This window comes from Sphingomonas gei (assembly GCF_004792685.1).
Lineage (GTDB): Bacteria > Pseudomonadota > Alphaproteobacteria > Sphingomonadales > Sphingomonadaceae > Sphingomonas > Sphingomonas gei.
The window spans coordinates 415476-428173 of sequence record NZ_SRXT01000002.1; the positions used below are offsets into that span (position 1 = coordinate 415476).

Annotated in this window: 13 protein-coding genes; 4 read left to right on the forward strand and 9 right to left on the reverse strand. The window is 65.6% G+C overall.

Translation table 11 applies throughout. The annotated features are described in order from the left end of the window. Nucleotides 1–4: 4 nt before the first annotated feature. On the forward strand, nucleotides 5–3598 hold the full coding sequence (locus E5A73_RS05920) for a chemotaxis protein CheB (RefSeq protein WP_135962871.1): 3594 nt from the start codon (nucleotides 5–7) through the stop codon (nucleotides 3596–3598). A 39-nt stretch (nucleotides 3599–3637) separates the two neighbouring features. Then, complete coding sequence (locus tag E5A73_RS05925; protein ID WP_135962872.1) at nucleotides 3638–3997, forward strand: response regulator; 360 nt, start codon at nucleotides 3638–3640, stop codon at nucleotides 3995–3997. A gap of 52 nt (nucleotides 3998–4049) precedes the next feature. Here the strand turns inward: E5A73_RS05925 and E5A73_RS05930 are convergent, their stop codons facing one another. Continuing rightward, entirely contained in the window at nucleotides 4050–4628 is a 579-nt protein-coding gene (locus E5A73_RS05930) for a TetR/AcrR family transcriptional regulator (RefSeq protein ID WP_240700051.1), read from the reverse strand. Nucleotides 4629–4770: 142 nt separating this feature from the next. On the opposite strand from E5A73_RS05930, the gene E5A73_RS05935 reads away from it, so the two are divergent. Further along, entirely contained in the window at nucleotides 4771–5355 is a 585-nt protein-coding gene (locus E5A73_RS05935; RefSeq protein ID WP_135962873.1) for a DUF308 domain-containing protein, read from the forward strand. A 65-nt stretch (nucleotides 5356–5420) separates the two neighbouring features. Here E5A73_RS05935 and E5A73_RS05940 read toward each other — a convergent pair whose 3' ends face one another. The 4 genes from E5A73_RS05940 to E5A73_RS05955 all read right to left on the reverse strand — a co-directional run bounded on the left by E5A73_RS05940 (nucleotide 5421) and on the right by E5A73_RS05955 (nucleotide 9196). After that, nucleotides 5421–6401: an MBL fold metallo-hydrolase gene (locus tag E5A73_RS05940; RefSeq protein ID WP_135962874.1), complete on the reverse strand. Its 981-nt coding sequence runs from the start codon at nucleotides 6399–6401 to the stop codon at nucleotides 5421–5423. Beyond that, nucleotides 6402–7055: a Rossmann-fold NAD(P)-binding domain-containing protein gene (locus tag E5A73_RS05945; protein ID WP_135962875.1), complete on the reverse strand. Its 654-nt coding sequence runs from the start codon at nucleotides 7053–7055 to the stop codon at nucleotides 6402–6404. A gap of 64 nt (nucleotides 7056–7119) precedes the next feature. Next, on the reverse strand, nucleotides 7120–8370 hold the full coding sequence (locus E5A73_RS05950; protein WP_240700052.1) for a S1 family peptidase: 1251 nt from the start codon (nucleotides 8368–8370) through the stop codon (nucleotides 7120–7122). Between the two features lie 91 nt (nucleotides 8371–8461). Continuing rightward, nucleotides 8462–9196: an SDR family NAD(P)-dependent oxidoreductase gene (locus tag E5A73_RS05955; protein ID WP_135962876.1), complete on the reverse strand. Its 735-nt coding sequence runs from the start codon at nucleotides 9194–9196 to the stop codon at nucleotides 8462–8464. 81 nt (nucleotides 9197–9277) lie between these two features. Between E5A73_RS05955 and E5A73_RS05960 the strand changes: the two genes are divergently transcribed. Further along, nucleotides 9278–9649, forward strand: coding sequence for a winged helix-turn-helix transcriptional regulator (locus tag E5A73_RS05960; RefSeq protein ID WP_135962877.1), 372 nt, complete (start codon nucleotides 9278–9280; stop codon nucleotides 9647–9649). Nucleotides 9650–9687: 38 nt separating this feature from the next. Here the strand turns inward: E5A73_RS05960 and E5A73_RS05965 are convergent, their stop codons facing one another. From E5A73_RS05965 to E5A73_RS05980, 4 genes are read right to left on the reverse strand one after another with little or no spacing between them, the layout of a single operon-like run. Continuing rightward, complete coding sequence (locus tag E5A73_RS05965) at nucleotides 9688–10368, reverse strand: hypothetical protein (RefSeq protein ID WP_240700053.1); 681 nt, start codon at nucleotides 10366–10368, stop codon at nucleotides 9688–9690. Between the two features lie 55 nt (nucleotides 10369–10423). Beyond that, entirely contained in the window at nucleotides 10424–11602 is a 1179-nt protein-coding gene (locus E5A73_RS05970) for a winged helix-turn-helix domain-containing protein (RefSeq protein WP_135962878.1), read from the reverse strand. A 58-nt stretch (nucleotides 11603–11660) separates the two neighbouring features. Continuing rightward, complete coding sequence (locus E5A73_RS05975) at nucleotides 11661–11942, reverse strand: UvrB/UvrC motif-containing protein (RefSeq protein WP_135962879.1); 282 nt, start codon at nucleotides 11940–11942, stop codon at nucleotides 11661–11663. After that, the gene (locus E5A73_RS05980; protein ID WP_135962880.1) at nucleotides 11939–12613 is read right to left on the reverse strand and encodes a TetR/AcrR family transcriptional regulator; all 675 of its coding nucleotides are present in this window, start codon (nucleotides 12611–12613) and stop codon (nucleotides 11939–11941) included. The genes E5A73_RS05975 and E5A73_RS05980 overlap by 4 nt, the downstream gene beginning before the upstream one ends. Between the last annotated feature and the right edge of the window lie 85 nt (nucleotides 12614–12698).

The following is a 12698-nucleotide window of genomic DNA, read 5'->3' on the forward strand; positions in this document are numbered from 1 at the left end:
CCGGATGGGGGATGATCCGACTCAGTGGCAAGACGACGAGCTACTGCCGGTCCAGGCGCCTGAAAGCCTGTCTGCAGCAGGGCCGAGCGTCGCCAACTCGGGCTCGAGCCCCGGCCTGATCGTCGGCATCGGTGCGTCAGCCGGGGGCCTGGAAGCCTATCGCTCGTTCTTCGCACACATGCCTCCGGATAGCGGCATGGCCTTCATATTGGTCCAGCATTTGTCGCCGGATCACGACAGCCTGCTGGCCGAACTGCTCGGCAAAGTCACCGGGATGCGGGTGATCCAGGCTGCCGACGGCGTCACGGTCGACCCGGACTGCGTCTTCGTCATTCCTCCCGATGCAACGATGACAATCACCGGCGGGCGGCTGAAGGTGGTCAAACCGGCGCCGCCCCGCGACCAGCGTCGGCCCATCGACACTTTCTTCGAGTCGCTTGCGATGGATCGTGGCGAGAACGCCATCGGGATCATTTTGTCGGGAACCGGGAGCGACGGATCGATCGGAGTCGTCGCGATCAAGGAGCACGGAGGCCTGACGCTGGCTCAGGCGGAATTCGATCATCAGGCGCTTCAGGGTATGCCGCGGAGCGCCAGCTTGACCGGCCATGTCGATGAAGTGCTCGCCGTCGAAGAGATGCCGGCACGGATAACAGCGTACCAGTCGCATCTTTCCAGCGTAGCCGACAAGAAGGATCGCGAGGGCGCGCGCCAGGATGCTGCCAGCCATCTCTCGACGATCATGAAAGCGTTGCGCGCGCGTACCGGCCATGACTTCGGCGAGTATAAGGAGAAGACGCTGTTGCGGCGGCTGCAGCGGCGAATGCAAGTGCTCCAGCTCGATACGCCGGACGCCTATATCGCACTGTACCGCGAACAGCCCGAAGAGCTCGATCTGCTGTTTCGGGAACTGCTGATCGGCGTCACGCAATTCTTCCGCGATCCGGCGGCATTCGAAGCCCTGAGCGCCACCGTGCTCAGCGACCTCGTCGCGGCGAAGGGGGCGGACGAAGATCTCCGCATCTGGGTTCCCGGATGCGCCACGGGCGAGGAGGTCTATACCATCGCTATCCTGGTGCGGGAGGCGATGGCCGCGCGCCGGTCCAGGCCGCGGGTTCAGATATTCGGCACCGACATCGATGACCGCGCCGTCGCCATTGCAAGGCAGGGTCGTTATCGGTCGCCAATCGCTGGTGTTTCCGGTCCGCGCCTCGAACGCTGGTTCACGGACGAGGACGATGAATGCGGCGTCGTTCCCGAAATTCGCGACATGTGCGTGTTCTCCGCCCACAGCGTGATCAAGCATCCGCCCTTTTCGCGGCTGGACCTGATCTCGTGCCGCAACTTCCTGATCTATGTCGATCCGCCGGTGCAGGACCGCATCATGCGGACCTTTCACTATGCCTTGAAACCGGGCGGACACCTGTTTCTGGGTTCTTCCGAATCGGTGGCGCGTTCGAGTGGGTTGTTCCTCGCGCGGGACAAGAAGCATCGCATCTTCGAACGGCGTGCGATCGAAGGCCTGTCGTTGCCGGACGTGTCGGGCGGGGGCAGAGGCACGGATCAGAAGCCCGCGGCGCATGCCTCCGCGGCGACTGCGGAGGACCATCTCGACAAGAGCGCCCGCCGGGTTATGGAGCGCTATTATCCGCCGCACGTGGTGATCGATCGGCGCCACCAGATCGTGCGCTTCTCGCCGGGTGCCATCGGCCAGTATCTCGAACCGTCTCCCGGCGCGCCGAGCTTCGCGCTGTTCGACATCCTCCACAAGGCGCTGCGAGGCCCGGTACGGGCCGTATTGCAGGAGGTTCAGGCTTCCAACGGGGCAGCGCGGCGGGAGCATCTCCCCGTCCGCGTCGCGGGGCTGCCGCGCCTCGTCACGTTGATCGCCGAGCCCATGGGGGATCGCGGGGCCGAAGCGGGTTTGATCGTCCTTGCGTTTCAGGACGGGGGGGCGGGCGTTTCCGAAGGAACGACAGTGCAATCAAGCGAAAGTTCGCTGGCGCTCGAACAGGAATTGCGGACGACCCGGGCGCAGCTCCAGGCGACGATCGACGAGCTCGAATTCGCCAACGAGGAAATGAAATCCTCGAACGAGGAATATCAATCGGTCAACGAGGAGCTGCAATCCTCCAACGAGGAACTCGAGACCGCGAAGGAAGAGATGCAATCGGTCAACGAGGAACTTCAGACCATCAACGTCGAAATGGCGAACAAGAACGACTTGCTCGGCCGCCTCAACAGCGATCTCAAAAACCTGCTCGAGAGCACCGAGATCGCGTCGCTGTTTCTCGACAAGGATCTGCGCGTACGCAGCTACACCGCAGGGGTGACCGACATCTTCCACTTGCGGGATGCGGATATCGGGCGGCCGATCACCGAGATCGTCAGTCTGCTCGATTATTCGGATCTGGCGCGCGACGTCCGCTCGGTTTTGCGCAAATTGGCGGTGGTCGAGCGGCAAGTGGCGCTGCTGACCGGCGAGATGACCTTCGTCTTGCGGATGCGCCCCTATCGTACGCTCGACAACGTGATCGACGGAGTGGTCCTAACCTTTGTCGACATCACCGAGCGCGACGCGGCGGATGCCGCGCGCCACCAGACCGAGGCGTATCTACGCCTGCTCGTCGATTCCACCGCCGACGGAATCTATTGCGTCGACCGCGACGGCGCCACCACGCTTTGCAACGCCTCGTTCCTGCGGATGTTCGGCTTCGAACGCGAGGAGGACGTGATCGGCCGCAAGCTCCACGACCTGATCCATCACGCGCATCCGGACGGATCGCGTTATCCGATCGGCGACTGTCCGATCGATCAGACCGCGCGGACGGGCAAGCCCGCGCACCGTGACGACGAGAACTTCTTTCGCGCCGATGGAACCGCGTTTCCCGTCGAATATTGGTCGCGGCCGATCGTGCGCGGCGGCGAGCTCGCCGGTGCCGTGTGCAGTTTCGTCGACATCACCGACCGCCGCCTCGCCGAGGAGCAACAGGGCTTGCTGCTCAAGGAGATGGACCACCGGGTCCAGAATCTGTTCGCGATCATCGGCAGCGTCGTCACGCTCAGTGCGCGATCCTCGAAAACGCCGGGCGATCTCGCCGCGACGATCCAGGGGCGCCTGGGTGCGCTTGCAAGCGCGCACCAGCTGATCCGTGCCGGCACGCCCGGGGTCGACCTCAAACAGCGAAGCTCGCTCGGGGAACTCGTCCACGCGATCCTAGCGCCGTATCTCGATCCCGGCTCGGACACGGCACGCGTTCTGGTCGAAGGGACGGAGCTCGCAGCCGGGCGCGAAGCGGTGACCAGCCTTGCGCTGGTACTTCACGAGCTCGCCACCAACGCCGCCAAATATGGCGCCTTGTCGCTGCCGGACGGTCGCGTCCGGGTGCGCTGGGTGGTCGACGGGGCAGATCTGGTGTTGACCTGGGAGGAAAGCGGGGGGCCGCCCATCCACGGTGCCCCGACGCGCAAGGGCTTCGGGAGCATGCTCGCCAACCGGAGCGTGACGGGCCAGCTGAGAGGCAAGCTGGCCTTCGACTGGAACGGGGGCGGCCTGATCGTGCGCCTCACCATTCCCGTGGAACGCCTGACGCCCTAACCGGTTACATAGTCGCGATCTCGCGCCGGAAGGGTTTCATTGCTGAAGCAACAAGCCATTTTCATCGCCGAGGACGAACCCTTTATTGCGCTGGATCTCGCTTTGGCAATCGAGGATGCCGATGGGCAGGTCATCGGGCCGGCCGCTAGCGTGGAGGAGGCTCTGGAACTGCTCGGCGCGGGACATGTCGACGGGGCGATCCTCGACGTGAACCTGGTCGATCGCGACATCACTCCCGTCGTTGTCATTCTAGCCGAGCGCGGCGTTCCGATTATCCTGCAATCGGGCGTGGGACTGCCGGCAGAACTGTCCGCGCGGTTTCCGCATCTGACGGTGCACCTCAAGCCGTGCAGTCCCAAGCAGCTGATCGACGAACTGGCCTTCATGCTACGGGGATAGTCGGGCTGCGCTCGCCGACCCCTGAGCGATTGGCAAGCGGCCGGCTATTGATTCAAATGCGAACGCGTTCGATGCGGGCCTCGACGATGGTGCTGAACCGATCGGGATCATCAAATGCGCGGGCGACGAGCATCGCGCCGTAGACCGCCGCCATGAAACTCTCCGCCTCCAATTTTGGCGACGTTTCCAGACGCATCGTCCCCTGCTGGATACCCAGTGTCAACACGCCCTCGAGCCACGCCGCGAGATCGGCGAAGTGCCCGCGAACCGCCACCGCAATCTGCTCGGGAAGGCTGGGCAGCTCGGCGGCCAGAACCGCCGCGAGGCAGAAGGGGGCGCTCTGATCCTTGATGCAGCGCTCCCAATAGCCGGTGTACATGCGCAGCTGGTCCATCGCGATCGGCGCGTTCTCGAGCGTCGCAATCTGCGCCTGGATCCGCGCACGTCCCTGCTCGACGACCGCCACGACGAGGTCGACCTTCGACGGGAAATGATGATGGATGCTCGGCTTGCGGATGCCGAAGCGCTCGGCGAGATCGGCGTAGCTGAAGCCGTTATAGCCGCCGCGCATGATAAGCTGCGCCGCACCGTCGACCAACTTTCCCGCGGTACCGCCGAGTGTTGCGACCACAAACCTACCTCCTGATAGGTCGGATATAGAGCAGGGCTGGCGAACTGCAACTCGGTCTGCCGCAGCGCTCCGCGCCGCGTTTGCACGGGTTGACGGCGTTAAATCTACCTTCTAGTAGGTAGATATCCATAGAGGAACTGCCATGCCGTCTCAGACCATCGATCATCGCCCGCCATCGACATCCAGCTGGCTCAAGCTTTATTATTTCACGCGCTTCGCGTTTTCGGCTGCCTGGGTTGCCGCCGCGTTCACGATCGCGAAGGATGCCCCGCTGCTCGCGGCCATCCTGCTCGTCGGCTATCCGGCTTGGGACGCCATCGCCAACTATGCCGATGCCAGCCGCAGCGGCGGCCTTGCCCGCAACAAGAGTCAGTTGCTCAACGTCATCGTCAGCCTGGTGACGGCGATCGCCGTCACTGCGGCTCTCGGCCACAGCATGAATACAGTCCTGCAGATCTTCGGCGTGTGGGCCGCGCTCGCCGGCCTGTTTCAGCTGGTGACCGGCGTCCGGCGCTGGAAATCCTACGGCGCGCAATGGGCGATGATTCTCAGTGGCGCACAATCGATCCTAGCGGGCGGCTTCATGCTCAAGATGGCGGCCGGCGCCGAGCCCGTCGGCATCGCCAACATCGCCCCTTATGCGGCGTTCGGCGCCTTCTACTTTCTGGTGTCGGCGATCTGGCTGACGGTGAGCGGCGCCCGTCGCAGTTCGCGCGTCACCGCCTGAGCAACGCGCCCATAGGCCCAGCCGCGCCGCAGATGCCCGCCGGCGGCGGTTGGGTCAGGTGGCGGTCAGTCGAACTCGGCCATGTCGGCGGGCTGCATCGCGATGAAGGCGTTCTGCGCGATCCCTGCTGCCGCCAGACCCGCGGCGAGCCGCGTCGCGGGGTCGTCGCGCGGCTCATCGGTCAGTTTGAAGGTACCCCAGTGGATGCCGACCGCAGCGCGCGCATCGAGGTCGCGCACGATCTGGATGGCTTCTTCCGGATCGGTATGCTGGGCCGCCATGAACCAGCGCGGATCATAGGCGCCGATCGGAAGGAGCGCGACATCGGTCGGGCCGAAGCGCGCACGCATCGCCCGGAAAATGTTGCCGGTGCCGTATCCGGTGTCACCGGCGAAATAGACCAGCCGTCCCCCGGCCCGCACCATGAAGCCCCCCCATAGAGCCATGCGCCGATCGCGGATGCCACGTGAGGACCAATGGGTGGCGGGCACGATATGGACTTCCGCCCCTGGCCCGATTGCGAACCGATCGCCCCAATCGCCTGCCTCGATCCGGGCGGCGGCAATATGGCGACGTACGATACTATCGTTTCCGAGCGGCGTAACGATCAGCGGCGCGTGCCGTTCGTGCAGTGCCTTGAGCGTGGCGATATCGAGATGGTCGTAATGATTGTGCGACAACAGGATCGCATCGATCGGCGGCAGGTCCTCGATCTTTACCCCAGGCGCGGTGACGCGCCTCGGTCCTGCGAAAGCCAGCGGGCTGGCGCGATCGGACCAGACCGGGTCGGTCAGGATATTGAGACCCGCGAGCTGGATCAGCAATGTCGCGTGGCCGACCATCGTCACGCGCAATCCCTGAACCCTGGTATCCGGAACCACCGGCATCACCCCGATGCTGCTCGGCCAGGGGTTGTCCGGAACCGAGCGCCGCCAGCGCAGCACCTGCGACAGCGAGCGGTCGGTGTCGGGCTCGCCCGGGTTGAAGAAGCGGGTGCCGTCGAAATGATCGCTGACGGGCCCGTCATGATACGGATTGCGCGGCATTCAGCGAAGACCTTCGGCGGTGCGTGCGATCGTGGCGGAACCGATGACGTGCCGACCGGGGTCGCCGTCAAGCGCTCCGTCGACCAGCAAAGCCGCGACAGTCGCCGCGGGACTGGTGCGCGCCGCGGCCGGCAGAACCGGTGCGGCGATGTCGAGCAGCCGGCCGAGGATCCGTTCGCTCGGCCGATCCTCTTCGCGCGATCCGCCGAGGAAGCCCGGACGCAGGATCGTCAGCGAGGGGAAACCAAGGCGGCCGATGCCGTCTTCGAGCTCCCCCTTGGTGCGCGTGTAGCGAAACCAAGACTGCGCATCCGCGCCCATCGAGGAAGTCAGCGCAAAGCGCGCCGCGCCGCCCTGGCGGACGCGCGTCGCGATGGCGAGGGCATAGTCATAGTCGATCGCGCGATAGGCGGCGGGGGAGGGGGTTTTGGCGCGCGTCGTTCCCAGTGCGCAAATCGCGCCATCGACTGCCCACCAGTCGGCATCGACGGGAATATCGCTGTTGTCGGCGATCGGGTTCAGCAATTTCGGATGCGGCGGAAGCGGCCGGCGCGTCGGGGCGACGACCCGCGTCACGCGCGCGTCCGCGAGCAACAGCCTCAGCGCCGCGCTGCCGACCAGACCTGTGGCACCCGCCAGGAGAAGCTTTGTCATCGCTCGCCATTTAGGGACGGGCCGGTGGACATATAAGGCAGTCCGTCAAAGCGAAGGCAACGACTCAATGGTGATTTTGGATCGGGCCGCGGCGAAGTGGCGCGGCAGCGCCGGTATCGACGAGCAACGACCAAGGCGCCGGCAGATAATCCAGCGACATGTAGAAGTAGAAGGCGCACGAGCCGTCGCGGCGGTAGCTCGCTCCCTTGACGACACCGAAGGCAGTGGTGCCGCTGAACACCGGCCCGCCGCTGTCCCCGCCCTTGCAACCGGGACCCGCGACGGTGACCCAGGTTGGCAGACACGCGCCGCCGCACAGCTCGCCCGCCGGGGCGAAGTCGAGAAGCTCGACTTCGGCACAGCTATAGCCGGTGCTTTCGCCGCGATGGCAGACGAAGTCGCCTGCGCGTGTGCTCGGCTTGCTCCGTTGCAGCTCCACCGGTCGCTCGATCGTCCGCGCGGTATCCGAATAGATCAGCGGCCGCTCGGGTGCGGTGCCGGAATGGATTTGCACGTCATGATATCCCCAGCCCCATTGGCCGATGAAGCTGAGCGGGGTCGAGCGGCGCTGCGGGTCGTAATAGGTCATATCGTCGAGGCAATGGGCGGCGGTGGTGATGCCGGTGCGCATGCCGTCGGTCACGGCGAAGCCGGTCGTGCATCGGTAGCGCTTGCCGTCGCTGGGACTGATCCCGTCGAGCCGCCCGCCGCCATGAAGATCGAGGTTCACGTCCGTGTGCTCGAGCACGCGAACCTGGACGGGCACGCCGGTCAGCTCCTCGAGCCGCGCGTCCAACGCGGCGGCGCCGCCATCGGCTGCGGCAACGGCATTGCCGACGATGACGACCAATTCGCCGGTGCGCGGGTCCAGTCCCATCGACGGCGGGCTCGGCAGCGCGGCGCGGATCGCCGCCTGATGATAGGTGATTGCCCAGATCACCCGGTCCCGAGTCGCTTTCGCGCCGGTTCGGAAGGTTACGGGAACAGTCGTGCCGGCTGCGGGGATGTGCAGCTCCGCTACTGGGAGGTCGCCGGTCAGATATACGATGTAGCGATAGTCCGGGCGGTGCTGGACCGAGATGCCTGCCAGCCGATCGCGATAGCGGCGGGCGATCGCGTCGGTGGCGGCGACGCTGTCGTTCTGGGCGCGAAGCCTGCGGAGCGCTTCGTCCGGGGGCACATGATAAAGGCGGGCATATTCGCCTGCGTCCTGTGCCAGCGCGGCTTCGCGCGTTTGCACCTGCGCCGCGGCGGGATGCGCCAGCACCAGCGCGAACAACCCCGGCAGCGATCGGAAAATTCCATTCAGATGCATTAGTCGTCCTGTAGCGCCGCGGTGATCCTGGAGCCAGAGGGCGCAACGGCGGCTGACCGCCGCCACACCCTCTGTCTCGACAGTCAGTCGCTCAGACCTGCGCCAGCCCGCCATCCACGAACATCTCGCTCCCCGTCATGAAGCTGCTGTCGCCCGAAGCGAGGAACGCCGCGGCGGCGGCGGTCTCGGCCGGGTCGCCCAGCCGCCCGATCGGCGTGGTCGCGCCCATCGCCTCGAAGGCCGCCTCGCCGACCACGTCCAGTGCGAGGTCGGTCCGGGTCGGCCCCGGCGACAGCACGTTGACGCGGATGCCGGTGCCGCGCAGGTCCTGTGCCCAGCTGCGCGCGAAGTTGCGGACTGCCGCCTTGGTTGCGCTGTAGACGCTGAACTGGGGCGTTCCCATCTCGCCCGTCGTCGAACCGGTGAGGATGATCGATCCGCCCGCCTTCATCAGCGGCAGCCCCTTCTGCACGGTGAAGAGCACGCCCTTCACGTTGACGTCGAAGATCTGCTGATAATGCTCGGGCGTGATCTCGCCGAGAGCCGCGAAAGCGCCGGTGCCGGCGTTGGCGAGCAGGATGTCGAGCTCGCCGCGCTCCGCCTTCACCGTCGCATAGAGCCGGTCGAGATCGTCGAGGTCGCTCACCGAGCCCTGCACCGCACGCGCATTGTCACCGAGCGTCGCCAGTGCGGTATCCAGTACCTCCTGCCGCCGCCCGAAGATATAGACGAAGGCGCCTTCCTCGATGAAGCGCTTCGCCGACGCCAGGCCGATGCCGCTTCCGCCGCCCGTTACCACCGCCGTTTTGCCACTAAGTCTGTTCATGCCGTGTCTCCTTTGAGGTGACGCTTAGCTGGACAGTCACAAACCTATCGACAAGTATACACCTTTTGGTAAGTGCCTAATATGGCTGATATCGAACCAACCTCCGCGCCCGCCTTCACTTGCGGGCTAGACGCCACGCTTCGCATCATCGCGGGAAAGTGGAAGCCGCTGATCGTCTATTTCCTCGCCCAGGGGCCCTGCCGCTATGGCGAGCTCCGGCGCGCCGTCCGCGGCGTGAGCGACAAGATGCTGATCCAGCAGCTTAAGGAACTGGAAGCCGAAGGGATCGTCCGGCGCACCGACCATAAGGAAGTGCCGCCACGGGTCGATTATACTCTCACGCCGCTCGGGCACAGTCTCGCCGAAGCGCTTGCCCCACTCTGCGTCTGGGGCAGCGACAACATGGCCGCGGTCGCCCGGGTGCTCGCGGAGCGCGAGACTTGGTCGCGGTGAGGATGATGGACCGGCCGGCGGGATCGGCGCGGCGTGGCTCAGGGCTTGTTCGGCGGCAGTAAAGTCCGCCAGCGTGCGTCCAGCTTCGCCTGCGCCGCCGCGGTCTTAACCCGCGAGATCAACGAAAGGCCCCGGAGGGTGACCTTGTGGCCGCTGAGGAACTTGCCGGATATCGTGTAGCCGACGTCGTATAGCGCGACGTCCTCATGCGGTTCGCCGTCCGCGAGAAAGCGCGTGATGATGACCATCGGCAGCCGCTCGTCGCCGCGGCTGTTGTCGGGGAGATGCGCGGCTTCCCGGGCTTTCTCGAGGGGGCGCTCGAACCATTTGGCTTCGATTCGCGATTCGCCGGTGGTTTCTACCGGGGCTACGCCCAGCGAGGCGGGGAGGAGGATCCTCTGGCTTTGCACGGTCTGTTCGGCAGACGCCGGCTTCAACACCAAAGTCTCGTCACCGCTATTGGTCGCGATCAGCACCAGCGTGGCGACGCGGGCGGAGGCGCGCTGCGCTTCGGCCTGCTGGTCGGCCTTGCTGTCGCTCCGCTCGCTCCAGCTGTTCCACAGGGTCAGCGCGGAGATGAATGCGGCGATCACTGCCAGCACTTCGCCCAGCGTTATCCAGCGCCGCCGGATCGCAGCGGACTCCGCCGCGCGGGCCTCGGCTTTCGCGCTGGCCGCTGCCTTGGCAATGTTATCGGACGCAGGAGGATCTTGGTTCACGCCGCCTTCCACCATCTGCAGCGCATACCGTCAAGAAGCGCGTCCGCTCCCGCGGTCAGAGCGGCGGCACGGTCTGGCCGATCCGGACGGCATCGAGCTCCAGCCATGCGGCCATCCGCTCGAGTTCGATCGTGAGGCGCTCGATCGTATCGGCGGGCGCACCGGGTTCGAGGGTGATGCGGTGCGCGAGCAGGATTCGGGCCTGGCGGTCGGCCTTGAGATCGACGCGTGCCACCAATGCCTCGTCCATCAGGAAGGGCAGGACGTAATAGCCATGCGTGCGCTTGTCCTGCGGCACATAGATTTCGATGCGGTAGCGGAATCCGAACAGGCGTTCGGCGCGGCTGCGCTCCCAGACCAGGGGATCGAACGGGGCGAGCAGCGCCGCGCCGCGCACCGGCCGGGGCGGGGCCACGGCATGGTGCATCCAGGCCTTCTGGCTCCACCCTTCGACTCGGACGGGGATCAGCGTGCCGATCTCTGCCTGGGCGGCGATCGCATGATCGGCTTCGTCGGGCTTCAGCCGATAATAATCGCGCAAGTCTGCGGCGGTCGCGATGCCGAGCGCGCGGGCGCTGCGTTCGATCAGGGCACGCTGCGCGCTCGCGGCATCGGGGGTCGGCAGATCCAGAATGGCCCGGGGCAGCACCCGTTCCGGGAGATCATAGACCCGGGCAAAGCTGCCGCGGCGCGTCGCGGTGGTGATCCTGCCCGACCAGAACAGCCATTCGAGCGCGTGCTTGGTGTGGCTCCACTCCCACCAGCCGCTTTTGCTCGACCCGTTTTCGAACGCGGCGGCGGTCATCGGGCCCTCCGCGGCAATCCGGTCGAGTATCGCCTGCGCTTCGGGCCTATGCTCGGCGGCGAAGCGCTTCAGGCTCTGATAGCCGATCTCGCCCCGTTCGGCGCGTGCCATCCGCCAGCGCAGCAGCGGGTGTAAGTCGAGCGGAAGCAACGAAGCTTCGTGCGCCCAATATTCGAACAGGCGCCGCTGGCTTTTGGGTCCCCAGGCCGCGCGCTCCAGCAGCGTGCGATCATAGCTGCCGAGCCGGGAAAAGGCGGGGAGATAATGTGCCCGGGTCACGACGTTGACGCTGTCGATCTGGAAGAGCCCGAGACGATCGAGTGCTTTGCGCAGATGTGCCGCGGTCGGCCTGGCAGGGTGGCGCACGCCGAAACCCTGCGCGACGAGCGCGATCCGTCGCGCGTCTTTGAGAGAGAGGAGTATCGACACCGCCGGCTGGCTTGGCTGCTGGCCGTCGGGACCGTCAACCCACCAATCTCGCCGGCGACTATTTCCGGCGCGTTCGACTGGTTGCCTTGGTCATCGGATCGGGCTTTGGCGGCGGCTTCCAGCCCGGCGGCGGCGTGGCGCGCTGGCGGCTGGTGCCCAGCCCCATCGCGCCCGGCTGCTGCCGGATCAGGCCGGAGGTGTCCGCTTCCGCCGCCGCATCGCGCGTCGCGCCGCCGCGGATGAGATTGATCCGGTCGCGAAGCCGGCGCGCCTCTTCGAAATCCATCGCTTCGGCGGCGGCTTCCATCTGCTCGTGCAGGTCGTCGATCGAGTCGCTCATCCGACTGAAACGCGAGTCGCAGTACGAAGCTCCGCCCGATCCTGCGTCATCAGCCTTTCGAGATAGGCGCACAGCATGTCGGCGAGCGCATCGGCATAGGCGGCAATCTCCGCTTGCGCGCGGGGGGTTTGGGAAAAGCGGCTGCCGACCTGGCTGAGCGTCGTCCGGATCAGGTCGGCGGCGAGCAATTGCACATCGGCGGCGGCATTCGGAAGTGCGTTGCGGACGAAGATCTCGAAAATGTTCGCGCCGGCGTTCCGCACTTCGGCAGCTTCCGGCGCGTCGCGGTAAAGCGGAGCCGCATCGTTCAGTGCCATGCGCACCTGTGCCTCTTCGCATTCGGAATGGAGGAAGGCGTGAGTCAGCTGCCGCAGCCGCATCAGGGGCGGGCTTCGCGCCTCTTCGAGAAGGCTCCGGAGCAGCTCGCTCGTCCGGCGCCATTCATCGCTCTGCAGGCGAAAGAGGATCGCGGCCTTGTTGGGGAAATACTGATAGAGCGAACCGACGCTGACGCCGGCGCGCTCGGCGACTCGCGCGGTGGTGAATCGCTGTGCCCCTTCCTTCGCCAAAACCTGAACAGCTGCGTCGAGCACGGCCGCGACGAGATCGTTCGAGCGCGCCTGCCGCGGCTGTTTCCGCGAGGTGACGGAGGGGCTTCGACGAGATGTCACGGGCATCACCAGCCAATGCGAATAGGAAAGGCGACGAACTAATCGTATTTTCCCCGGCGAGCAATCACCGCTCGAAACCGGAGAA

What these genes read in the sequence shown, in the direction of transcription:
- E5A73_RS05920 (WP_135962871.1), top strand. Translation starts at nt 5, where the DNA reads ATGGGGGATGATCCGACTCAGTGGCAAGACGACGAGCTACTGCCGGTC.
- E5A73_RS05935 (WP_135962873.1), top strand. Translation starts at nt 4,771, where the DNA reads ATGCCGTCTCAGACCATCGATCATCGCCCGCCATCGACATCCAGCTGG.
- E5A73_RS05940 (WP_135962874.1), bottom strand. Translation starts at nt 6,401, where the DNA reads ATGCCGCGCAATCCGTATCATGACGGGCCCGTCAGCGATCATTTCGAC.
- E5A73_RS05945 (WP_135962875.1), bottom strand. Translation starts at nt 7,055, where the DNA reads ATGACAAAGCTTCTCCTGGCGGGTGCCACAGGTCTGGTCGGCAGCGCG.
- E5A73_RS05950 (WP_240700052.1), bottom strand. Translation starts at nt 8,370, where the DNA reads ATGCATCTGAATGGAATTTTCCGATCGCTGCCGGGGTTGTTCGCGCTG.
- E5A73_RS05955 (WP_135962876.1), bottom strand. Translation starts at nt 9,196, where the DNA reads ATGAACAGACTTAGTGGCAAAACGGCGGTGGTAACGGGCGGCGGAAGC.
- E5A73_RS05960 (WP_135962877.1), top strand. Translation starts at nt 9,278, where the DNA reads ATGGCTGATATCGAACCAACCTCCGCGCCCGCCTTCACTTGCGGGCTA.
- E5A73_RS05975 (WP_135962879.1), bottom strand. Translation starts at nt 11,942, where the DNA reads ATGAGCGACTCGATCGACGACCTGCACGAGCAGATGGAAGCCGCCGCC.